This window comes from Paraburkholderia terricola (assembly GCF_003330825.1).
In the GTDB taxonomy this organism is placed as follows: Bacteria; Pseudomonadota; Gammaproteobacteria; order Burkholderiales; family Burkholderiaceae; genus Paraburkholderia; species Paraburkholderia terricola.
This window is the reverse complement of the sequence record NZ_CP024941.1, coordinates 1,083,454-1,105,295: the sequence shown is the minus strand read 5'-3', so window position 1 is coordinate 1,105,295 and position 21,842 is coordinate 1,083,454. Positions and strand designations below refer to the sequence as shown.

Sequence of the window (21,842 nt, the reverse complement as noted above, 5' to 3'; positions counted from 1 at the left end):
CTTCAAGGAGTCGCCGTCATGTCCAGCCCCGCTGTCAAACCGATCCCCGAAGGCATGCATTCGCTCACGCCCTATCTGGTCTGCGCGAATGCCGCGGACGCCATCGCGTTCTACGCGAAAGCCTTCAACGCCGTCGAACAGTTCCGCCTGCCCGCGCCGGACGGCCGGGTCATGCACGCGTGCCTGAAGATCGGCGACTCCATGCTGATGCTGACCGACGAATGGCCGGAGCATCAAACGTTCGGTCCGAATTCACTGAAAGGCACGCCGGTCACGATTCATCACTATGTGCAGGATGTCGACGCCAGTTTCAGGCAGGCGGTCGAAGCCGGCGCCACGGTGACCCTGCCCGTGACCGACATGTTCTGGGGCGACCGCTACGGCCAGTTGAAAGACCCGTTCGGCCATAGCTGGTCGCTGGCCACGCACAAGCGCGATCTGAGCATGGAAGAGATTCAGGCCGGCATGCGCGACATGCAGTGCGGTCAGCCGTGAACCGCACGCGCCATCCATAAACAGGAGACTCGTCATGCAAAAGATTGCGCCGTGCCTGTGGTGCGACGGCAATGCGGAAGAAGTCGCGCGCTTCTATACCTCGGTGTTTTCCAATTCCCGCATCGCCACCACCCTGCACTACACGGAAGCCGGCCCCGGCCCGGAGGGCGGCGTGCTGGCCGTGACGTTCGAGATCGACGGCCAGGAGTTCATGGCGATGAACGGCGGCCCGGATTACCCGTTCACGCCGGCCATTTCGCTGTTCGTGCACTGCGGCTCGCAACAGGAGATCGACCACTACTGGGCGAAACTCGGCGAGGGCGGCGCGCCCTGGCAATGCGGCTGGCTTCGGGACAAGTTCGGCGTCTCGTGGCAGATCGCGCCCGACGCCCTCCTCCGCATGCTGCAAGATCCAGACAGGGCGAAAGCGAATCGCGTGATGCAGGCCATGATGACAATGATCAAGCTGGACATCGCGACGCTCGAAGAGGCTTATCGCGGAGGCTGATGCGCCGTTGCTAAGCGGCCGTGAAGGCCGGACCGCCATGAAACGCCATCAGGGCGGCCGGCCACGAGACCGCGATGTTTGATACGATCGGTCTCGACCCATGAACGGCGGGATATGAACGGTGCGCGTCAACCATCAGGCTTTCTTCTACTCGCTGTTCGTCGCGCGCCTCGCCGATCAGATCCTGCTGTTTCTCGTGCCGCTCGTCGTATTTCAAACGACGCACCAGGTCTCGTGGTCGGGCCTCGCGTTCTTTATCGAAACGCTGCCGCGCTACCTGGTGTTTCCCTTCTTCGGCGCTTTATGCGACCGCATCTCGCCGCTCAGGCTGATGCGGGTCAGTCAGACCATACGAGCGCTGGTGTGTTTCGGCGGCGTGCTGGCCTATGCGCTGTTTGGCGGCATCGGCTGGCTGATCGCGCTATCGGCTTTATGCGGCGTGTTGACGAGCCAGGGCCTCGTCGCGCGCGAAGTGATGTTGCCGCGGATCTTCAGCACGCAGCAGTTTCAGCGTGTGCTCGCCTACTCGCAGTTGGCCGATCAATTGGGTTTCGTACTCGGCCCAATGCTGGCCGCGCTGCTGCTCGGTCTGTGGCGCTGGGAATGGGTGGTCGCCGCAACGGGCGTGCTGTTCCTGCTCGCCGACGGCGCGCTGCTACTGTGGCAACACATGAGCGGCTTTCGCGCCGACGCCCCGCCTTCCGCCGCGCCGGGCCACTGGACGCTGCCGCTACGCATCGCGCTGCGCCACGTGCTGGTCCTGCCCGGCCTGAAAAAAATCGTGCTGCTCGCCGCCGCCGAAAATCTGGTGATCGGCGTCACGCTCGCCACCTCGGCGGCGATGGTCACCGGCTTTCACGCGCAATCGGACCGCTACTATGCCGGGCTGCAAACGGCCGGCGCCGTCGCCACCGTGGTGATTCTCCTGGCGATCGCGCGCAACGCGTGGCGGGCCGAGATGTTGGGCCGGGTCGCGTTCGTCTCGATCTGCGCGGGCGGCGTGATCGCCGGCGCGAGCGCGGCGCCGTGGGGCTATGCGCTCGGCTTCTTGCTGATCGTCGGCTTCGACAAGATGTTCAACGTCTACATTCGCAGCGCGCGGCAGAAAATCATTCCGCCGCAGGACTACGGCAAGACCACCGGCGTGATCATCCTGCTGAACAACATGACGCAGCCGCTTGCCGGTCTGCTGGTGGGCGTGTTCTCGGCGCGCACGCAAACCGGTCCGCTGATCGTGGCGCTCGCGGTGGCGATGGGCGGCATCGGCGCGGCGGTCTCGGTCGGCTCGGCGTTGCTTCGGCGCAAACGCGCGTTGGTGCTCGGCGAATAGCGCGCATCCGGTTTATTCGAAAGCCGGGCGCTTCACTTCCCTACTCGCTCGCAACGCAGCTAGATCGCCTCGCAGACGACGGCAAACTTCATCAGTTGCGTCGGCCCGAACGCATTGCTAATGGCGACGTCGGCGGCGTCGCGCCCGCGCGCCATCAAGACCCGCCCCGTGCGTGGTGCGTTGTTGCGCGGGTCGAACGTCTGCCAGCATCCGCCGATATACGCCTCGAACCACGCGGCGAAATCCATCGGCGCATAAGGCGGCGGCAGGTTGACATCGCTGATATAGCCGGTGCAATACCGCGCCGGTATGTTCATCGCCCGGCATAGCGTGACCGCCAGATGCGCGAAGTCGCGACACACGCCCTTTCTTTCCTGCCAGGCCTGCCATGCTGTCTTGGTGGGCCGCGCGAAGTCGTAGCCGAACACGATATGGTTGTGCGTGTAATCGCAGATCGCATCCACGCGCTCACGGCCGAGCGGCAACTTGCCGAACGTCTGCCATGCGAATTCGGACAACAGGTCGGTCTCGCAGTAGCGGCTGCCCAGCAGAAACACCAGCGTATCGTCAGGGAGTGCTTCGACCGGATGCTGATGCGTAAATGGCGGCCGCGTCTCGGGCACCGACGAGACTTCGAGCACCGCGCTCGTGGAGAGCGCTATCGTGCCCGGCGGCGCCACCAGCCGGCTGCATAGATTGCCGAAGCCGTCCCGATACTGCGTGATCGGCACGGGAGGATGGACCGTCAGCACGTCCGGGCTCAGCACCTCGTGCGCATGCGAGTAGTGCGTGTTCAACATCAACATCATCGGCGTGGGTTGCTCGCAACCATAGACCAGCTCGTAGCCAACGTGCAATTTCATTGCGGCGTCCTCTTCCAGTTGAAACGTGCTCTCAACGAGAGGCTTCCGCTTTCAGCATACACCCGCCATATTGGCTCAGATCATTCATTTGGCGGTGACGTCGCGCGTGCGGAAGTTATCAACAGAAACTGGGAACAAATCTGTGCATAACTGTCCGACAAAATCCGCAACCTGTTGATGCGATTGCCGTTTTTACAGTGACGCCGAAGTTGGGCACGTCACGCGTGCTGCCAGGAACGCCGGAAGGCGCCAGCGTGCGTCATTCGCGCAGCGCGCCTGCCGCGGCATCGTCCGCGCCTTGCTGGCCCGCCTGGGCATGGCGGGCTTCCGCGCGCCATTGCTGGCGCGAGCGAACCATTCTGCGCACCGCGAGGCGCGCCATTCTGGTCCAGCCCGATGGCCGCGGGTCCGCGAGCATGCTGAGCGCGCGGGCGTAGTCCAGCGTGAGGCCGGGCGTCCATGCCATCGTCGCGGCGCGTTTGCGCAGTTGCGCGGCCACCCACAATTCCGGCGTCGTGATCACGCGCAAAAACGGCCGCCAGCCGCCGAGGCCACCCCACACGCGCGCCGACGCGCCCTCGATCGCCGCCTCGAGCGCACGCGACACGCTGCTCGAACAATTGCGATACGTGAGGTTGTAGGTCGTGTCCTGCCGATAGCTGTCCCAGAAGCGGCGCAGGCGCGCGGGATCGTAATTGCGGATGCGCACCTGAACCGTCGACGGACACCACGCCTTCGCTTCGGTCGGGTAATCGGGCTGGAATACGCCGGGCACGTCGTTCTCGCGCGTGGCGCGCAACAGCCGCGCGAAGTCGTCGGGCGAACGATCGATTTCGACGCCCGGATACAGGCTGATATAGATACCCTCGGGCGATTCGAGCGCCGCGTGTCCGGTCGAAATCACGCCGTTGCGATCCACGGCCGCGATATAGCGATCGACGATCGGCTGCCGCCGCGCCTCGCCTTTCGCCGAACCCACCGGCGTCCATACGTGCACGGTCAGCGCGGCTTCGTCGGCGGCGGGCGGACCGTCCCATTCGACTGCGGCCAGCCGGCCGGGAGCCGCCGCGCCTGCCGCGGAACTCGCGGCATCGGCTTCGGCATCACCGGACGCCACCGCCGGGTTCGACGCGAGACGCCGCACGCGCGTGCTCAGCAAGATCAGATTCCAGCCGCCGAACATCAGGCCGAGCCCGAGGCAGTACGGCACGGTGCCGACATAGTGAGTCGGATACGGCTGATAGAAGAAAATCGCCAGCGCGATTTCGACGACGCCGCCGATCACCGCGAGCTTCCACGTGCGGTAACGCACCACTCTCGCGGAGACGATTTGCAGCAGTCCGTCGGCGAGAAACAGCGTGCCGAAGATCATCGACAGAATGAAGTGGCCGTGATGATGGCCGGCGAGTATCAGCGCCGCCGCGAAGCAGAACGCGAGTCCCTTCACGTAGCGCAGCGTGCGTTGCCCGCCCATGCCCGTCCAGGCGACCGCCAGCGTGGCGAGCCCTTCGAGCAGCAGTAAAAATGCAAACGGCATGATGGGGAAATAGAGCGCGCCGTCGAGCGCGTCGATGAACACCACCATGCCGAGCAGCAGGCTCATGCAGCCGATGCGCTGCAACGAGCGCCAGCGCGTGCGCAGATAATCGACGCCGAGCAGAATCATGACCAGACGAACCATCGCAAAGCCTCCTCGGCCAACGCGTTGTCCCGACCGCAATCTTCACACATTCACGATAACGTCGCTCAATACGCGGGTGCGTCGAGGACAGTCGCGGCTCAGGCCGCCGCGGCTTGCGGCATCGCCTCGCCCTGTTCGCCGCCCAACGCGTCGAGCAGATCACCGAGCATGCGGTCGAGTTCGGCGGTCATCAGCGTGAGGTCGGAATCGAAGCGCTCGTCGTCGTTCTGCGCGGTGGGGTCGCCCGCTTCCTTCAACACGTCGAGCGGCGCGATGCGCTTGATCGTGAGCGACGGCGTCAGCACGAACGACACGCGGTCGTTCCACGTCATCGCGAGCCGCATGCATTGCTTGCCGGCTTCGATATGACGGCGCATATCCTCGGCGTCGAGAGCGTGTCCCACGTAACGCACGGTCGCGTTGCCCTCGGCGGGCGAACGCAACTCGGTGTCCTGGTCGAGCGTGAAGCCCGCGGGACCTTCGCCGGCGCGGAGCCACCCGGTCATCGCCGCGACCGGCGATTGCGTGACGCGCACCGTGCCGAGCGGCAACTGATCGATCGATTTGACGAGCAGGCCGCGCACTTCGTCGGCGACGGCTTGCGAGGCCGCGTCGATCACGAGCCAGCCGTTTTTCGTGTCGATCCACACGCGCGTGTCGCGGCGAATGCTGAAGGCGCGCGGCAGCAGTTCGTCCGTGACCTGCTCCTTGAGTTCGCGCATCTGCTTGCGGCCGGGTTTGAAGCCCTGCTGCTCTTCGAGATCGGCGGCGCGCGCCTTGGTCACCTGCGTGACGACCGAAGCAGGCAGCAGTTTCTTTTCGGTGCGAAACGTCAGCAGCATCTGGCCATTGAGCGAGTACACCAGCGATTCGTTATCGCGCGGCGAGGCCCAGCCGTGGCTTTGCATTTCGACGCTGTTGCCGGGCGCGAACGCGTGCGGCGCGAGCCATTTCTCCATTTGTGCGGGGGTGACGGACCACGGAGCGGGAAGACGGTGCAACTGAAGGTTTTTGAACCACATGGCGGGGTTGTTTATGGGCAAGGCGGGCCATTTTATATGACGGCGGGCGGGACGGCGTCGATGGGGTGTGGTGGGCGATGAGTCGGCTGGCCGTCGTCGTGGGTGCGCTTCAGGTTGCCGTTCGCGTCGTGGTTGCAGCCGCGTCCCGCGGTCCCGCGTTGGCATCGCCGTTGCCCCCCTCTCGCCGGCATCCGCGCGCTCGGCCGTCGACGGTTCGTCGGCCCTGAATCCCGTGCGGTTGAGCAGCATCAGCGTGGCCACCAGCGAAACGGCCGCATACAGCGCGGACGACACGGCCACGCCGACGATGCTACCGGTCGTGTTCAGCAGCCATTGCGCGAACAGCGGCGTTGCGCCGCCGACCAGCAGCGAGCACATCTGATAGGCGAGCGACAGCCCGGTATAGCGCACGTTGGCGGGAAACACGCGCGAGGATGCCGGCGATCGCGCCGTAGAACATCGCGTGCGGGATCGTGGCGAGGCACATGCCGAGCAACGCGAGCCATTTTCAAACCAAATCCGAAAATCCTTCAAACACCAGCCCGATTATCAAACCTTTCCGTTCACCAGAGAATGCGCGTCGTCCCAACCCACTTCTCTGGAACACGTCATGCCCCCTCTCCTCTCCATCCGGTTCGCCTATCTCGCGCTGATCGGTGCAAGCCTCGCCGGCGCGATGAACGCCCACGCCGCGAGCGACAACGCACTGCCCGCCCCACGCCATCTCGCGATGAATGCCGCTTCGGAAAAGAGCGCCGCGGTCGCGCTGGCCGCGCGCCGCTACGCCGCGTTCTGGAACACCGGCGACGAGGCCTATGCGAAGCTCGCGCTGTCGCCCGCGTTCATCGACCGCACCTTGCCTGACGGACGGCCGCAAGGTCCCGAAGGCCCGTTGCAGGCGTCGAAGGGATTTCGTGCGGCCGTGCCCGACCTGCGCGCCGACATCGACGACCTCGTGGTGGCCGGCGACCGCGCGTCGGTTCATCTGCATTTTCGCGGACACTTCACCGGCCGGTTCCAGAACCTCGAAGGCCACGGCGAAACCATCGACTTCCAGGCTTTCGACCTCTATCGCGTGAAAGACGGCCGCATCGTCGAGAACTGGCACCTCGAGGACAACCTGACGCTGCTAAAGCAACTGGGCGCGATCAAGCCATAGTGGTTTCGCCGTATCGGACCTGGGGCGCGCTTCGCGCTGAAATCGCCTAGACTTTTTGACAGGCGTGCCGCGGAAATCAATCGCCAGCACCGTGACGGACCGACGATGATGTCCATCGGCAACGCGCTAGCAGCGCACACGTCATCCGCACGGCTCGCACGGAGATAAGCCATGTCCGATAACACAGCCACCTGGCAGATGGTCGAGTACGAAGGATTCGAAATCCACGTATCGCCCCGGCCGAAGCAACCCGATGACGGCCGCTTCACCTACATCGGCTATGTGTGCCACCCCGGCGCGGACCCGGCGATTCCGGGTCACGCGGTGCCGTTTCATGCCGACGGCGAAGAGTCGTTCGCCAGCATCGAGGACGCGTGCTACGAAGCCGTGCATGCGGGGCGCAGCATCGTCGACGGCACGCACCCGGACCTGTCGGTGCTCTCGCTGGTGACCGGCGGCGTGTAGCGGGCGAACGCGCCGCCCGTCGCGGAACCGGAAGGCGTTCAGTCGGCGGCAGCCGGCACGGGTGGCCGGCTGCGAGGGGAAATCCGCCGCGCCAGCGTCAGCATGCGCTGGTTCGCGCTCTCAGGCGCGAAGGTCGCCACTTTCCTGTGTGCACGACGCACCAGCGTTTGACGCAATTCGGTATCCGTTTGCAGGCGCTCGATCGCGCGAGCCAGTGCGTCCACGTCGCCCGGCGGCACCAGCAAGCCGGCCTTGCCCCCTTCGAGCAGGTCGCGCGGACCGGTCGGGCAATCGGTCGAAATCACCGGCGTGCCGAGCGCCATCGCCTCGCCCAGCACCATGCCGAAGCCCTCGTAGCGGCTGCTCAGGATCAGCATTTCCGCCGCGCGGATATAGGGAAACGGATTCGCGCGGAAACCCAAAAAGTGCACCGACTCGCGTATGCCGAGTTCTCGCGCGAGTTCCTCCAGCGCGGCGCGGTCGCGGCCCTCGCCGATCAGCACGAGGTCGACCGGCCGCAGTCGCTTGGCGCGATGCTGCGCGAACGCGCGCAGCAGGGTCTTGTGGTCTTTTTGCCCTTCGTCGAGCCGGGCCACCGAGACGATGAACGACTCCGCCGGCCGCTCGATCGACGGACGCGCCTTCAGCCGCAGCGATTCCACGTCGATCACATTGGGGAGTTCCGCCACATGCGAAGGCTGGCCGGCAAACAGGTCGCGCGCCTCGCGCAACATGTCGGGCGTGAGAACCGCAATCGCGTCGTAGCGCGCATAGTGTCTGACACGGCGAGCGACATAGCGCCTGCTCTTGCCGCCAAGGCGCGTGGCAAGACTGAAATGACTGACGCCGAACCACGGCACGCCGTACTTGCCCGCAAGATGCCGCAACGAAAAGTCGAAGTCGCAGACCATCTCATGGCCGCCCGCCAGGCGGCGAAAGCGGTTCGCGGCGAGCGGCCGGATCAGACAGTAGGTCAGCGCCTTGTGCAACAGCTTGAGCGGCACATTCAGTTTCCGTTGGCGCTGTGCGCCGTGCAACGCGTACATCCACCGCGACGACGCCAGCACGTGAACAGGCACGTCGTCGGGAATGCCCTGCGCGCGCCAGAACGCCAGTTCCTCGGTCGGATAAGTGACCGAAAGGCTCAGCGCAAAGAGCCGCCGGTCGAGCACCTTGAGCCAGGCGAGCAAGGATGTCTCCGTGCCGCCCTTGCCGAAGTCGTTGATGTGAAACAGGATGCGGCGCGGCGGATCGATCTGATCCGGGCCATCGTCTTCACTCTCGTATTTCATGCTGTGCCCCGCATCCTGACCGGATGAATTCAACGGTGATGAACCGGGTCGCGCGCCCGGCCGCTATCGGGACGCCCCGCGAAATACGTCGCGCGACGCGGGCCCCGCCGCGGTGCCCTGGCCGCCGCGCCGCTGCGCGCTGCCCAGCAACAGACCGGCGAACGACCAGAACGCCAGCATGGTGGTTTGCCACATGAAGTCGTCGGTCGTGTTCTTGGCGATCATGCCGGCCACCAGCGCGATGCCGGCCGCGCACAACCAGGGGTCGCCGCCTCGCGTGCGCCAGAACGCGCCCACGAGCCACAACAGCAACACCGTCTCGAGGACGACGCCCACCACGCCCGTCTGCAGCCAGGTGTTCATGAACAGGTTATGGGCATGCGTGAGGGCCTGCGGTTCGATCGCCAGCAGGTTCTGCGGCATCTCGTTGCGGTACACCATGCCCGGCAACGGTTTGCCGAAGCCGACGCCGATCCACTTGTGACGCTTCGCTTCCGAGGTGTAGAACGCCCACAGCTTCGGGCGCGTATCGGCAGACACCGTGTCGCCGATACTCGAAAACGCCTGGGGAAGCGGAACCTGATGGCCCTCGATGGCGATATCGCGTGTGGCCGCCGCGCCCTGCGCGTCGCTCAAACGCAGCCGCGCGCTGTACTCGAGCGTGCCGACGGTCGCCACCCCGACCACCACGAACGCAAGCAGCGCAAGCACGATATGCCGCCGATACAGCGGAAACAGCGCCACCAGCAGCGTGGCCGCCGCGGCCGGCCAGAAGAAGCGATTGAGCGTGGCGAGTCCGATGAACAGGCAAAACACGAGACCGGCCACGCCCACGGGCCACCACCGCGGACGCAACAGGACACCGCAGAACAAGGCGATCGCGAACACCGCGAGCGTGCTGGTGTGACCGACGCGATTATAAAAATGCAGCGGAAACGTACTCGGCGTGGGCGGCTGCAAATGCCCCCAGTAGACCGCGCTGATCCCGACGAGCAGCACGCATGCGATCCAGTTGATCAGGACGAAGCGGTTGACGTGCGGGGTCTTCGTGCCGAGTAGCCAGAAACCCCAGAACGACACCAGCGGATAGAGCACTTCATCGCACCATGCGTGGATGCTGACCGCCGGATAAGCGGACCACGCGACGGACGCAAGCCCCCACAACGCCCAGCCGGCGATCGGCAGGAACAGCGGCCAACGCCACATGGGCGGACGCTCGGACGAGCACGCCGCCGCGAGCGTACCGAGCGCCAGCAGGGCGAGTGCGTTGAACACGATAGCCGTCATATGGCCGAACATCACCGCGAACAGGATGACCGGACACGCAATCCACAAAACGCGCTCGACGCGCGCGAACGTGTTAGTCATTAAGCTCCCATCAAAACATTGTGTAATGCGCGGTACACCGATTCCACCGAAATGCGGCCCATGCAGTCCGCGTGGTCGCCGTTCCATGCGACGCAGGTGGTCGAATCGCGGTCGCACCGCCGAACCCATGCAATCTCGCGCCGAAAGATAAACGGCTGATCGCGGCATGGCATCTCCGCAATCGTAACCGGCTGGAACGGCACTTCGCTCCAGTAATCGCCCGCGCCGTGAATCCGTGCGTTGCCGGGACCGAACAACGCAACCGTCGGCACGCCGACCAGGCGGCCTAGATGCGCGACGCCGGTGTCGGGACACACGACCGCTTTCGCCCCGGCGAACAGATGCCAGAGTTCGCCGAGGCCGAGCCGTCCCGCGAGATTGGGATGACCGGGATCGGGGTCGATGTCGCGGATCAATTCAGCCTCGCCGGGACCGCCGCTCCAGACCGGCACGCAGCCGAGCGCCGCGATGCGCTCAGCAAGCTCGCGCCAGCGCGCGTCGGGCCAGCGCTTCACCGCGGTGCTCGCGCCCGGATGCAGGACGACGTAAGGCCGCGTAAGCAGATCGGCATCGGGCAATGCCGCGTGCCGGGGCGCGGGCCAATCGGACGGCCGATAACGCGCCGGCGGCGGCCCGTCCACCAGTTCGGCCGCGAGATCGGCCCACGCGGCCGGCGTTGCCGGATACGCGACCGGCTCATCGACCGGCCAGTTTTTCCACGCGGGCACGTCGCCGGCGTGAGCGACGATCCAGCGGCAACCGGCGCCCATGGCAAGCCAGCTGTGCCGATTGTCCCCCAGCACGAAGCCGAGGTCGTACGGTCCTGAATCGAGCATCCCCTTGACCGTCGCGACGTCGCGCGGGTCGAACGGCAAAGCGATCACACCGAAAGGGCGCCCCGCATAAAGCGGCACGATCGCCTTCGGACAGGCGAGAACGAGTTCGGCATTCGGATAGCGGACGCGCAGCTTGGCAAGCAGCGGTGTTAGCAGCAACGTATCGCCGAGCAGGAGATGGTGCGCAACGAGAATACGCTGCACGGAAACCGGCTTGCGACGCCACGGTTTCAGCGCGAAGCGCGGAAGCGCACGCCCGAAGATGCGAATACGCCCGGATAGTCGGCTCATCGCGTGACCGGCGCGTTTATTCCGTTTATTCCGTTTGTTCCGACCGCAAACGGGCTATGCGCCGGCCGACTCGAGGTCGTGTTCCCCATGAAGAATCTCCAACGGTATTCTTGTCGTTGACTTCCGCTCCCATGCCTTCGAACCGCACACGGCACCACCGGAGCAGTCAGACGCTGCGCGCCTTGCGGCACCCGCCGAATCACCCCGACATTGGAAGCGCAGTGAAGACAATTGAGTAGTCGGTCAGGGCTGAGACCCATGCTTTTATAACCCGAAACTATATCATGCACGATGGCTGGAACGTAGAACCGGCGCGGCTTGGCGCGACCATGACGGGTGCGCGCCAAGCCCGCGCCGCCGCGCGCATGCGCTGTCAATTTGCGCCGCGGATATGCGTTGCCAGAGCAAGCAAGGCGTCGGCGTGGCCGGCGACGCTCGTGTCGTAAAGCACGGCGTCGCGAGCCAGTTCCGACTGCCATCGCGGTTGGGATTGCTGAATCGTGAGCCGCCCTCGCACCGCGCGCTCGAGCGTCGCGCGCAAGTCGGCGACATCGCCCGCAGCGAACACGAACTTGGCGTGCGGCGCGATCGCATCGCAGCACCCGACGCTCGCCGGCAGAATCACCGGCGTCCCGCACATGGCCGACTCCACACCGACCAGCCCGAACGGCTCGTATTTCGACGCGAGAATCGTGAAATCGGCGGCGCGGTAGCCGTCCTCGATATCTTTCACGTAGCCGATGTAGCGCACCCGCGCGGAGGTGTGCTCGGGCGGCCGTCCCGCGACCGCGAGCACCACCGGCAAGGCGGTGTCGCGCAAGGCGGCTTCGATCAGCGGCAAGCCCTTGCGCTCATGACTGCTGGACGGAAAGAGCAGCACGATCTCATGGTCGGCGAATCCGAACCTGCGGCGCAGCGCCATGCGTTGGGCCGCGTCGATCGGGGCGAAGCGCGCGCCGTCGACCGGCGGGTACAGCACGCGGATTTTCTGCTCATCCACGCCATACAGCTCGCGCAACTCGTCGTGCATCAACTGGGAGTGCGCGACGATCACGCTCGCCCGTTCGTACTGGCGCCGCTCCAGCGCGATCTGCCAGCGGTCCGAGCGCTTTGGCGCACGTCCGGTGGCGCGCAGAAAGCCGAGGTGCGTGCCGCCGCAAATCGCAATCTCGGACGAGTCGACGCGGTTGCAGCCGATCAGCACGTCGACGCCGGCCGCGCGGCGCGCCCGGCGCAGCCGCCACGAAAACCAGCGCTCGCGCAGCTTGCCCGGCAGAAACGACACGCGGATACGATGCGGCTCGACCATGCGCGCCTCCGGCAACGACATGTCGAAGCGGCGCGCAAAGAACGCCAGTTCGATGCCGGCAGCGGCAAAGCCCCGCACCAGGTCCATTGCATACCGCTCGAGGCCGCCGCTGTGTTTCAGCGCATTACTGGACACTCCGATTTTCATCATGCAAAGAAACGCGCGAGGAGCGCCGGGGAAATGTGGATTGAATGCCGCGAGCCCGAAGCGAGGCTGGCTTTATCCCGCGACACGCCGCATGTCGGCCGCGCGGGTCGATAGTGGCCCGACACGCTCACGCCGCGTTCTGCTGGAACTGGATGCGGTGCAGATGCGCATAGAGCCCGTCTTTTGCCAGCAGTTCACGATGACTGCCGCTCTCGACGATGCGCCCCGCCTCCATCACCAGAATGCGGTTGGCGCGCTCGATGGTCGACAAGCGGTGCGCGATGACGAGCGTCGTGCGCCCTTTCATCAGCGTTTCCAGCGCCGCCTGCACGTGGCGTTCGGACTCGGAATCCAGCGCCGAGGTGGCTTCGTCGAGGATCAGGATCGGCGCGTCCTTGTAGATCGCGCGCGCGATCGCCAGGCGCTGCCGCTGACCGCCCGAGAGCATCATGCCGTTGTCGCCGACCAGCGTCTCGATACCGCTGGGCATCGCCTCGACGGTGTCCCACAGGTTGGCCGCGCGCAACGCCGCCTCGACCTTTGACGAATCGGCTGCCTGGCCATACGCGACGTTGTTGGCGACGGTGTCGTTGAACAGCACGACGTCCTGGCTCACCATCGCGATCTGGCTGCGCAGCGCGTGCAGGCCGTATTCCGGCAGCGCCACGCCGTCGACCAGAATCTCGCCGCCGGTCGGATCGAAAAAGCGCGGCAGCAGATTGACCAGCGTCGTCTTGCCGCTGCCGGACGGGCCCGCGAGCGCCACCATCTCGCCCGGCGCGACCTTGAACGACACCTTGTCGAGCGTGTGGCGCTTGTGCGTGGCATTGCTGCCGTAGCTGAACGACACCTCGCGGAATTCGACCTCGCCGCGCGCGCGTTCGAGCGTCTTGCCGCCGCCCGCCGGTTCGGAGGGTTCGTCGATCAGACCGAAGATCAGCTCGCACGCCGTCATGCCGCGTTGCAGCGGCTGGTTCACGTCCATCAGATGCTTCAGCGGCGAGATGATCAGCAGCATCGACGTGACGAACGCGACAAAGCCGCCGACCGTGGTCTGGTCCGACGACGACTGCACCACCGCGATCGTGATCACGACGGCAAGCGCGATCGACGCGAGGAACTGCGTCAACGGTTGCGCGAGGCCGCCCGAGACCGTCATGCGCATCGCGTAGCCGCGCAGGCGCTTGCTCATCGACGTGAAGCGGTCGATCTCGTACTGCTCGCCGTTGTGCACCTTGACGACCTTATAGCCGCCCACCGTCTCCTCGACGATGTACGACAGCTCGTTGGTGAGCATTTGATGCTCGCGGTTCAGGCGCCGCAAGCGGCGGTTGATCTTGCTCACCAGCCAGCCGATGCCCGGCAGCAGCACCGCGACGATCAGCGTCAGACGCCAGTTCAGATAGAACAGATAGCCGAGCAGGAACAGCACCGTCAGCGAATCGCGCACCAGCGTGACGAGCACGCTCAGCAGCACGTTGAGGATCTGATTGACCTCGAAGACGATCGCATTGATGACCGTGCTCGCGGTTTCGCGCTGGAAGAACGAGACGCCCGTGTGAATCATCCGGTCGAACATCTTCAGGCGCAGTTCGAGCAGGATCTTGTTCGACACGTAGGCGAGCAGATAGCCGGATGCGTATTGGGACAGGCCGCGTATCAGCGCGAGGCCGACCACCGCGATCGGCACGAGCCACTTGGCGTTGTCGTTGGCGTGCGCGCCGAAGCCCTTGTCCAGCAGCGGCTTGAGGAGCGCGGGAATCGCGGCGTCGGTGCCCGCGCTGACGGCCATCGCGACCACCGCGCCGGTCAGCACCCAGATGAGCGGCTTGATATACGGCCACAAACGCCGCAAGACGACGGCAGGCGACGATGCCTCACCTGAACCGATGGGTTTGCTCAACGTAGGCTTCGCGCTCAAGGAATCCTCTGGGAATGCGGAACGGCAACCGCGCGCTGGGCCGAACGCCTGCCGCGCGGAATATCAAAAAAGAAGCATTGTAAACGCTTGAGGATGACGGCCACCGATAGGGATCGGCCCGATTGCGCGGATCGGGGGGTGAGGCTTGGCTTCAGTGGTGAAGCTTCGCGCCGGGTGAGCTTTGGCCCTGGATGGGGGCTGGCGCGAAGCGTGACGTGGTGTCGGGCCGCGAGCCCCCAGGCCCGTGCCCGCGGGCGCCGCGCTATGTATCGTGCTGTGTCGCGCTGTGTATACTTGCGCCACGCTTGTCCGACTCGCTCCAACGTTCGCCCCTCTCCACGCATTCCAGGTATGCAAGAAACCACCCTCGGCGTCGCCATCATCACCAAAAACGCGGCGGCGCGGCTGGCCGAATGCCTGCAAGCCGTGGCCTTCGCCGATCAGATCGTCGTGATCGACGGCGGCAGCACCGACGGCACCGCCGACATCGCCCGCGCGCACGGCGCCCGTGTACTCCAACAAACCGACTGGCCGGGCTTCGGCCCGCAAAAGAACCGCGCCGTGGACGCGCTCACCACCCGTTGGATTCTCTCGATCGACGCCGACGAAATCGTCTCGGCGGAGCTGGCCTCGGCAATCCGCGCGGCGCTCGCCGCGCCCACCGCCGACGTCTATGCGGTCGATCGCCTGTCGAGCTTTTGCGGTCATTGGATTCATCACAGCGGCTGGTATCCCGACTGGATTCCGCGTCTGTTCAAACGGGGCGCCGCGCGTTTCTCCGACGACCTCGTGCATGAGCGCCTCGTATTCGACACGCCGGCGCAGCGCCTCACCGGCAAGCTGATGCACTACTCCTACGAGGACTTCGAAGGCGTGCTGCGCAAACTCGACGCCTATTCGACAGCCGGCGCGCAACAACGCCATGCGGCGGGCAAGCGCGGCAGTTTCGGCAAGGCGCTCGGGCGCGGCGCCTGGGCGTTCGTGCGGACCTATGTGCTACGGCGCGGCTTTCTGGACGGCCGCGCCGGCTTCATGATCGCGGTGTTCAATGCGGAAACGGTGTACTACCGGTTTTTGAAGCTGGCGCGCCTGGGAAACGACAAGCCCTTGTGAAAGACCGGCTTGGCCCGCTAAGCCGCGCGGGCAAGCCACGTCAATAAACGATCTCGATCGAGCTTCCCGCGAACTCGCCGCGCAACGCAGCGAGCAATTCGTCGGTCGGCTTCACGCGCCAGGCGTCGCCCAACCGCATGGCGCCTTCGGCGTTCTGGCTGCGATACACCACCTGCACGGCAAGCCCGTTCGGAATCTGCACCGCCTGCCGCTGACGGCCATTGTCGCCGCCGCCATATCCGCCACCGTTACGGCCGCCGCCGTTGCCATTGCCGCCGCCGCTTCGCGATGAAGCCGCCGGGGCCGCGGCCGCTTGCGGCTCGTCCTTGTCCGCGCTATGCGCTTCGAGCACGCGCCGCAGCGCCAGCGCGTCCGCGTTGCCGTTCATCTGCACCTTGACGGCCTCGGCGTAACGGCAGCGCGCGCGGCCGAGATCCATCACCGTATCGACGGTGAAGCGGATGCCGCCGGTGAATGCGTCGTTGCGCGCCTGGCCTTGCACGACCAGCAGTTCGTCTTCCCTGAACAACTGCTTGTGCGCTTCGAAGATCTCGTTGAATACCGTCACTTCGCATTGGCCGGTGCCGTCGTCGAGCACGGCGATCAGCATCTTGCCGCGCTGGGTCATCTGCGTGCGCAGCGACGCGATCACACCCGCGACCAGCTTGTCGCGACCTTCTTTCAATTCGCCGATCTTCTGGCGCACGAAGCGGCGCACCTCGTTCTTGTACGCGTCGAACAGATGGCCCGACAGGTAGAAGCCGAGCGCGGCCTTCTCTTCCTGCAGCTTCTTCTTTTCCGGCCATTCCGGTTCATCGACCAGTTCGTGACCTTGCGACGGCGCGTCGCCCATGTCGAACAGACCCGCCTGCATCGCATTGGCGCTCGCCTGCTCGGCCGCTTCCATTGCGAGCGAAACGGATGCGATCAGTTGCGCGCGATTCGCATGCAAGGTGTCGAACGCGCCGGCGCGAATCAATGCTTCCATCGTGCGGCGATTGACGATGCGGCGGTCGACACGGTTGCAGAAATCGAAGATGTCGATGAACGGACCATCTTCGCGCGCACGCAGGATTTCCTCGATCGCATTCTGGCCGCTGCCCTTGATCGCGCCCAGACCGTAGCGGATGGTTTTCGAGCGTTTGCCGTCCGGTTCCGCGACCGGCTCGAAGCGATACGCCGACAGATTCACGTCCGGCGGCAGCACCGCCATCTTGTTCGCGAGACAGTCCTCGAACAGGATCTTGACCTTCTCCGTGTCGTCCATGGCGAGCGACATATTGGCCGCCATGAATTCCGCCGGATGATGCGCCTTGAGCCACGCGGTGTAGTACGCCAGCAGCGCATACGCGGCCGCGTGCGACTTGTTGAAGCCGTAACCCGCGAACTTCTCCATCAAGTCGAAGATTTCGTCGGCTTTCTCGCCGGTCAGGCCATTCTTCGCGGCGCCTTCGCGGAACAGCGCGCGGTGCTCGGCCATTTCCTCGGCCTTCTTCTTGCCCATCGCGCGACGCAGCAGGTCGGCGCCGCCCAGCGAGTAGCCGCCGATGATCTGCGCCATCTGCATCACCTGCTCCTGGTAGACCATGATGCCGTAGGTCTCTTTCAGAACAGGTTCCACGCGCGGATCGGGATACTCCACCACTTCGCGGCCGTGCTTGCGGGCGCAGAAGCTCGGGATCAGGTCCATCGGGCCCGGACGGTACAACGCGACGAGCGCGATGATGTCTTCGAAGCGGTCGGGCTGCGCGTCTTTCAGCATGCCTTGCATGCCGCGGCTTTCCAACTGGAACACGGCGACCGTATTCGCTTTCTTCAGGATCGAGAACGACGCGGGGTCGTCGAGCGGCACCTGCGCGAGCGACCAGTCTTCCTTCGACGGATCGAGACGGCGGATATAGCGCTCGGCCCAGTCGAGAATGGTCAGCGTGGTGAGACCCAAAAAGTCGAACTTCACCAGGCCGACCGCTTCGACGTCGTCCTTGTCGTACTGGCTGACCACGCCGCTTTCGTCGCCCTGCGTATAGAGCGGGCAGAAATCGGTGAGCTTGCCGGGCGCGATCAGCACGCCGCCCGCGTGCATGCCGACGTTACGCGTCAAGCCTTCCACGCGCTGCGCGAGTTCGAGCAGCTGATGCACTTCGTCTTCGTTGTCGAAGCGCTCCTGCAACAGCGGCTCTTCCTTCATCGCGTCGGCGATGGTGACGTGCTTGCCCGGCTTGAACGGGATCAGCTTGGCGATGCCGTCGGTGAACATGTAGCCCAGATCGAGCACCCGGCCGATGTCGCGCACCGCCGCCTTCGCCGCCATCGTGCCGAAGGTGGCGATCTGCGACACCGCGTCCGCGCCGTACTTTTCCTTCACGTACTGGATCACGCGGTCGCGGCCGTGCTGGCAGAAGTCGATGTCGAAGTCGGGCATCGACACCCGTTCAGGATTCAGGAAACGTTCGAACAGCAGGTTGTAGCGCAGCGGATCGAGGTCGGTCACGCCGAGCGCGTAGGCGACCAGCGAGCCCGCGCCGGAGCCCCGGCCCGGCCCGACCGGCACGCCGTTGTTCTTCGCCCAGTTGATGAAGTCCGCGACGATCAGGAAGTAGCCCGGAAAGCCCATCTTGATGATCGTGCCGCACTCGAATTCGAGGCGCTGGTAATACGTTTCGCGCTGCGCTTCGCGCTCCGCGGGGTCCGGGTACAACTGCTCGAGGCGCTTTTCAAGGCCCTCTTTCGACAGATGCACGAGGTAGTCGTCGAGCGACATGCCGTCGGGCGTGGGAAACAGCGGCAGTTTGGGCTTGCCGAGTTCCAGCGTGAGGTTGCAGCGCTTGGCGATTTCAACGGTATTGGCGAGCGCCGACGGAATGTCCGCGAACAGCGCGGCCATTTCTTGCTGGGTGCGGAAATACTGTTCCGGCGTGAAGCGCTTCTGGCGGCGCGGATTAGCAAGGATGTCGCCTTCGGAAATACACACGCGCGCTTCGTGCGCGGTGAAGTCGTCCGGCGTCATGAACTGCATGGGATGCGTGGCGACCACCGGCAACTTCAGCGCCGCGGCGAGCGTGACGGCCTGCCGCACATACTGCTCGCCGCCCGGCTGGGCGCAACGCTGCAACTCGATATAGAAGCCGCCCGGAAACACCTTCGCCCAATGCAACGCGTTGCGCTTCGCCGCTTCCTCGTTACCCGCAGCGAGCGCGAGACCGATATCCCCTTGCTGGGCGCCGGACAAGGCGAGCAAGCCTTCGCCCAGGCCGGATTCGAGCCAGCCGGCCTCGATTTCGGCGCGGCCGCGATACTGATTCGTGAGCGACGCCTTGCTGAGCAGCTCACACAGATTCAGGTAGCCGCGCCGGTCTTTCACCAGCAGCAGCAAACGGGAAGGCTTGTCGCGGTCGTCGGGATTGGTGATCCAGACGTCGCAGCCGGCAATGGGTTTGACCCCTTTGCCGCGGGCTTCCTTATAGAAACGGACGAGGCCGAACGCGTTGCCGAGATCGGTGAGAGCGAGCGCACCCTGACCGTCTTTGGCAGCCGCCTTGACGATGTCGTCAAGACGCACGATGCCGTCGGCAATCGAGAATTCGGAGTGGACGCGGAGATGAACGAAGCGGGGATCTGACATGGGCGACATTGTAACTCCACCATTCCGGAGTTTTCAGGCCAAAAGCGCGCGTTAGCCGTTCGGCTTAGGGCGCGAATTCGGGAACGGCCTGCGCGGGTGTTCTGCGGGCCGCTGACCGGTTTCGGCGCCTACACGGAAGCGGCGCGGCCCGCTCGCTCGTCACGGACAAGCTGCGGCAAAACCGCAATGCGTCCCTCAGCGGAGCGGGCAAACCGCTGCAAGTTCGCGCGCGCCTTGCGCTATCGCAACCGCCTGGCCATTCGGCAGAGTCGAGCCCAGCCCCGGCTTGAGGGATAATACGAGTTTCCCCATTCGACATGGCCGCGCCGCATGGCATTCAGATGCCGGCGCCTTCATGCGCCCCGTTTTCCACGGCGCCGGCCACTGATTACCGCTGGACACACATGAGCATCGTCAATCTCGCCGCGTATCACTTCGCGACCATCGAAGACACCGCCGCATGGCGCCCGTTCGTCACCGAGCGCTGCAACGCGCTCGGCCTGCGCGGCACGATTCTGCTGGCGCCGGAAGGCATCAACCTGTTCGTCGCCGGCAGCCGCGAAGCCGCGGACGCGTTCATCGACTACATCCGTCACGACGCGCTGTTCGAAGGCAAGTTCGCGAATCTGCAATTCAAGGAAAGCCTCTCGGACAAGCAGCCGTTTCGCCGCATGCTGGTCAAGCTCAAGCGCGAGATCATCACGATGAAAAAACCGGCGATCCGTCCGGAGCTCGGCCGCGCGCCGTTCGTCGACGCGCCCACGCTGAAAAGCTGGCTGGATCGCGGCCACGACGATCAGGGCCGTCCGGTCGTGATGCTCGACACGCGCAACGCGTTCGAAGTCGACGTCGGCACGTTCGACAACGCGCTCGACTACCGCATCACGAAATTCAGCGAGTTTCCTGAAGTGATCGAGCAGAACCGCGCCGATCTCGAGGGCAAAACGGTCGTGTCGTTCTGCACCGGCGGGATTCGCTGCGAGAAGGCGGCGATCCACATGAAGGAAGTCGGCATCGAGAACGTGTATCAGCTGGAAGGCGGCATCCTGAAGTATTTCGAGGAAGTGGGCGGCGCTCACTATCACGGCGACTGCTTCGTGTTCGACTACCGCACCGCGCTGAATCCGCAACTCGGACCCACCGCCACCGTGCAATGCTTCGGCTGCCGCGCCGTGGTGCCGCCCGAGGCGCAGGCGTCGCCAATGTACGTCGCGGGCAAGACCTGCCCGGCATGTCATCCTGACAGCAAGGCGGCGCGCGCCGCATGACGGCTGCGTCGCGCCCCGCGCCATCGTCGCGAGGCGCGACGAATGCCGGCCTTGGACAGCACGTCACGCGGCGGCTCCAACCCTACGATCGTGGAAAGCGCGGCTCATTGTGCTCAGGCTGCGGCGGCGCCTTCAGCGTGCCCATTGATCTCAAACCCGTCCGCGCCATGCGAACTTGCCGCCATTTCCGGCGCACACTGGCAACGCAATACGTCGTTCCGCGCTTTCACCGTAACCACCGATCCGAGCCATGACCTATCGCGGACGCTTCGCACCGTCGCCCACCGGGCCGCTGCATTTCGGCTCGCTGGTCAGCGCGCTCGCGAGTTGGCTGGACGCGCGCGCGCATGGCGGCGCATGGCTCGTTCGCGTCGAGGACATCGATCGCCCACGCACGGTTCCAGGCGCCGCCAGGGACATCCTCGCGACCCTCGAACGCTTCGGCATGCACGCCGACGAGCCGCCGATCTGGCAAAGCACACGCATCGCGCGCTACGAGCAGGCGCTGAAGCAACTCAAAGCCCGCGGCCTGGTTTATCCCTGCGGCTGCACGCGCAAGGAAATCGCCGACTCGTTGTTGCACGCGCACGCGCGCAACACGACGCTCGCCTACCCCGGCACCTGCCGCGACGGTCTGCATGGCAAACCGGCGCGCGCGTGGCGCCTGCGCGTGCCCGACGGCGAGGCCGCCGTGATCACGTTCGAAGATCGCTGGCAGCGCACGCAGACGCAGAACCTCGCTACCGAGGTCGGCGATTTCGTCCTGAAACGCGCGGACGACCAATGGGCCTATCAACTGGCGGTGGTAGTCGACGACGCGGACGCGGGCATCACCCACATCGTGCGAGGCGCGGACCTGATGGATTCAACCGCGCGGCAGATTTATTTACAGCGCTGTCTTGGCGCGCCGACGCCCGAGTATCTGCACGTGCCGGTCGTGACGAACGACCAGGGCGAAAAACTCAGCAAGCAAAACGGGGCGCAGGCGCTGGATGCCGGCAAACCGCTCGAAGCGCTGATCGCGGCGGCTCGCCATCTGGGACTCGACCTGAGCGGCCAGGCCCCTGGGACACTGGAGGGGTTTTATACCGCGGCAACGGCGGCATGGGCAGCACGCATGCGCGTGCGAATGAGCGTAAGCAAGTAAACGCG

The 21,842-nt window shown here is 65.0% G+C and carries 17 protein-coding genes and 1 pseudogene; 8 read left to right on the top strand and 10 right to left on the bottom strand.

Translation table 11 applies throughout. The features are described 5' to 3' along the window. Positions 1 to 18 precede the first annotated feature (18 nt). The 3 genes from CUJ90_RS04865 (at position 19) to CUJ90_RS04855 (ending at position 2,333) form a co-directional block, all read left to right on the top strand. Positions 19 to 495, top strand: a complete 477-nt coding sequence (locus tag CUJ90_RS04865; RefSeq protein ID WP_114163441.1) for a VOC family protein — start codon at positions 19 to 21, stop codon at positions 493 to 495. Between the two features lie 34 nt (positions 496 to 529). Further along, positions 530 to 1,003, top strand: a complete 474-nt coding sequence (locus CUJ90_RS04860; RefSeq protein ID WP_083085233.1) for a VOC family protein — start codon at positions 530 to 532, stop codon at positions 1,001 to 1,003. 121 nt (positions 1,004 to 1,124) lie between these two features. Further along, complete coding sequence (locus CUJ90_RS04855; RefSeq protein ID WP_114162110.1) at positions 1,125 to 2,333, top strand: MFS transporter; 1,209 nt, start codon at positions 1,125 to 1,127, stop codon at positions 2,331 to 2,333. Positions 2,334 to 2,392: 59 nt separating this feature from the next. Here CUJ90_RS04855 and CUJ90_RS04850 read toward each other — a convergent pair whose 3' ends face one another. The 4 genes and pseudogenes from CUJ90_RS04850 to CUJ90_RS33145 all read right to left on the bottom strand — a co-directional run. Beyond that, positions 2,393 to 3,196, bottom strand: a complete 804-nt coding sequence (locus CUJ90_RS04850) for a transglutaminase-like domain-containing protein (protein WP_114162109.1) — start codon at positions 3,194 to 3,196, stop codon at positions 2,393 to 2,395. Positions 3,197 to 3,455: 259 nt separating this feature from the next. Then, positions 3,456 to 4,877 carry an HdeD family acid-resistance protein gene (locus CUJ90_RS04845; protein ID WP_114162108.1) on the bottom strand — a complete coding sequence of 474 codons (1,422 nt, stop codon included), beginning with the start codon at positions 4,875 to 4,877 and terminating at the stop codon, positions 3,456 to 3,458. A gap of 98 nt (positions 4,878 to 4,975) precedes the next feature. After that, positions 4,976 to 5,899 (bottom strand): recombination-associated protein RdgC, encoded by a 924-nt coding sequence (locus tag CUJ90_RS04840; protein ID WP_114162107.1) that lies wholly within the window; start codon positions 5,897 to 5,899, stop codon positions 4,976 to 4,978. A gap of 129 nt (positions 5,900 to 6,028) precedes the next feature. Continuing rightward, a pseudogene (locus CUJ90_RS33145) lies at positions 6,029 to 6,404 on the bottom strand (MFS transporter); the annotation flags it as partial. Between the two features lie 105 nt (positions 6,405 to 6,509). Here CUJ90_RS33145 and CUJ90_RS04830 point away from each other — a divergent pair. After that, on the top strand, positions 6,510 to 7,058 hold the full coding sequence (locus CUJ90_RS04830; protein WP_114162106.1) for an ester cyclase: 549 nt from the start codon (positions 6,510 to 6,512) through the stop codon (positions 7,056 to 7,058). Between the two features lie 171 nt (positions 7,059 to 7,229). After that, positions 7,230 to 7,523, top strand: a complete 294-nt coding sequence (locus tag CUJ90_RS04825; protein WP_083085242.1) for a hypothetical protein — start codon at positions 7,230 to 7,232, stop codon at positions 7,521 to 7,523. Between the two features lie 38 nt (positions 7,524 to 7,561). Here CUJ90_RS04825 and CUJ90_RS04820 read toward each other — a convergent pair whose 3' ends face one another. From CUJ90_RS04820 to msbA, 5 genes are all read right to left on the bottom strand, one after another. Next, positions 7,562 to 8,815: a glycosyltransferase gene (locus tag CUJ90_RS04820; protein ID WP_114162105.1), complete on the bottom strand. Its 1,254-nt coding sequence runs from the start codon at positions 8,813 to 8,815 to the stop codon at positions 7,562 to 7,564. Between the two features lie 63 nt (positions 8,816 to 8,878). Beyond that, positions 8,879 to 10,183 carry an O-antigen ligase family protein gene (locus CUJ90_RS04815; RefSeq protein ID WP_114162104.1) on the bottom strand — a complete coding sequence of 435 codons (1,305 nt, stop codon included), beginning with the start codon at positions 10,181 to 10,183 and terminating at the stop codon, positions 8,879 to 8,881. Further along, positions 10,183 to 11,310, bottom strand: a complete 1,128-nt coding sequence (locus CUJ90_RS04810; protein ID WP_114162103.1) for a glycosyltransferase family 9 protein — start codon at positions 11,308 to 11,310, stop codon at positions 10,183 to 10,185. Before CUJ90_RS04810 ends, CUJ90_RS04815 begins: the two co-directional genes overlap by 1 nt. A 373-nt stretch (positions 11,311 to 11,683) precedes the next feature. Continuing rightward, entirely contained in the window at positions 11,684 to 12,766 is a 1,083-nt protein-coding gene (locus CUJ90_RS04805; RefSeq protein WP_083085554.1) for a glycosyltransferase family 4 protein, read from the bottom strand. Positions 12,767 to 12,893: 127 nt separating this feature from the next. Then, a complete protein-coding gene (msbA, locus tag CUJ90_RS04800; RefSeq protein WP_114162101.1) occupies positions 12,894 to 14,687 on the bottom strand; it encodes a lipid A export permease/ATP-binding protein MsbA in 1,794 nt (597 codons plus the stop codon). A gap of 351 nt (positions 14,688 to 15,038) precedes the next feature. On the opposite strand from msbA, the gene CUJ90_RS04795 reads away from it, so the two are divergent. After that, positions 15,039 to 15,800 carry a glycosyltransferase family 2 protein gene (locus tag CUJ90_RS04795; protein ID WP_114162100.1) on the top strand — a complete coding sequence of 254 codons (762 nt, stop codon included), beginning with the start codon at positions 15,039 to 15,041 and terminating at the stop codon, positions 15,798 to 15,800. Positions 15,801 to 15,840: 40 nt separating this feature from the next. Here CUJ90_RS04795 and dnaE read toward each other — a convergent pair whose 3' ends face one another. Further along, complete coding sequence (dnaE, locus tag CUJ90_RS04790) at positions 15,841 to 19,431, bottom strand: DNA polymerase III subunit alpha (RefSeq protein WP_114162099.1); 3,591 nt, start codon at positions 19,429 to 19,431, stop codon at positions 15,841 to 15,843. A gap of 395 nt (positions 19,432 to 19,826) precedes the next feature. On the opposite strand from dnaE, the gene CUJ90_RS04785 reads away from it, so the two are divergent. Both CUJ90_RS04785 and gluQRS read left to right on the top strand, forming a co-directional pair. Further along, a complete protein-coding gene (locus CUJ90_RS04785) occupies positions 19,827 to 20,690 on the top strand; it encodes a sulfurtransferase (RefSeq protein WP_114163440.1) in 864 nt (287 codons plus the stop codon). 250 nt (positions 20,691 to 20,940) lie between these two features. After that, the gene (gene gluQRS, locus CUJ90_RS04780; RefSeq protein ID WP_114162098.1) at positions 20,941 to 21,837 is read left to right on the top strand and encodes a tRNA glutamyl-Q(34) synthetase GluQRS; all 897 of its coding nucleotides are present in this window, start codon (positions 20,941 to 20,943) and stop codon (positions 21,835 to 21,837) included. Positions 21,838 to 21,842 lie beyond the last annotated feature (5 nt).

Excerpts from the sequence above, each read along its gene's own strand:
- CUJ90_RS04860 (WP_083085233.1), top strand. The coding sequence starts at position 530 with ATGCAAAAGATTGCGCCGTGCCTGTGGTGCGACGGCAATGCGGAAGAA.
- CUJ90_RS04825 (WP_083085242.1), top strand. The coding sequence starts at position 7,230 with ATGTCCGATAACACAGCCACCTGGCAGATGGTCGAGTACGAAGGATTC.
- dnaE (WP_114162099.1), bottom strand. The coding sequence starts at position 19,431 with ATGTCGCCCATGTCAGATCCCCGCTTCGTTCATCTCCGCGTCCACTCC.
- gluQRS (WP_114162098.1), top strand. The coding sequence starts at position 20,941 with ATGACCTATCGCGGACGCTTCGCACCGTCGCCCACCGGGCCGCTGCAT.
- CUJ90_RS04865 (WP_114163441.1), top strand. The coding sequence starts at position 19 with ATGTCCAGCCCCGCTGTCAAACCGATCCCCGAAGGCATGCATTCGCTC.
- CUJ90_RS04830 (WP_114162106.1), top strand. The coding sequence starts at position 6,510 with ATGCCCCCTCTCCTCTCCATCCGGTTCGCCTATCTCGCGCTGATCGGT.
- CUJ90_RS04820 (WP_114162105.1), bottom strand. The coding sequence starts at position 8,815 with ATGAAATACGAGAGTGAAGACGATGGCCCGGATCAGATCGATCCGCCG.
- CUJ90_RS04850 (WP_114162109.1), bottom strand. The coding sequence starts at position 3,196 with ATGAAATTGCACGTTGGCTACGAGCTGGTCTATGGTTGCGAGCAACCC.
- CUJ90_RS04795 (WP_114162100.1), top strand. The coding sequence starts at position 15,039 with ATGCAAGAAACCACCCTCGGCGTCGCCATCATCACCAAAAACGCGGCG.
- CUJ90_RS04805 (WP_083085554.1), bottom strand. The coding sequence starts at position 12,766 with ATGAAAATCGGAGTGTCCAGTAATGCGCTGAAACACAGCGGCGGCCTC.
- CUJ90_RS04840 (WP_114162107.1), bottom strand. The coding sequence starts at position 5,899 with ATGTGGTTCAAAAACCTTCAGTTGCACCGTCTTCCCGCTCCGTGGTCC.
- CUJ90_RS04810 (WP_114162103.1), bottom strand. The coding sequence starts at position 11,310 with ATGAGCCGACTATCCGGGCGTATTCGCATCTTCGGGCGTGCGCTTCCG.
- CUJ90_RS04815 (WP_114162104.1), bottom strand. The coding sequence starts at position 10,183 with ATGACTAACACGTTCGCGCGCGTCGAGCGCGTTTTGTGGATTGCGTGT.
- CUJ90_RS04845 (WP_114162108.1), bottom strand. The coding sequence starts at position 4,877 with ATGGTTCGTCTGGTCATGATTCTGCTCGGCGTCGATTATCTGCGCACG.
- CUJ90_RS04785 (WP_114163440.1), top strand. The coding sequence starts at position 19,827 with ATGAGCATCGTCAATCTCGCCGCGTATCACTTCGCGACCATCGAAGAC.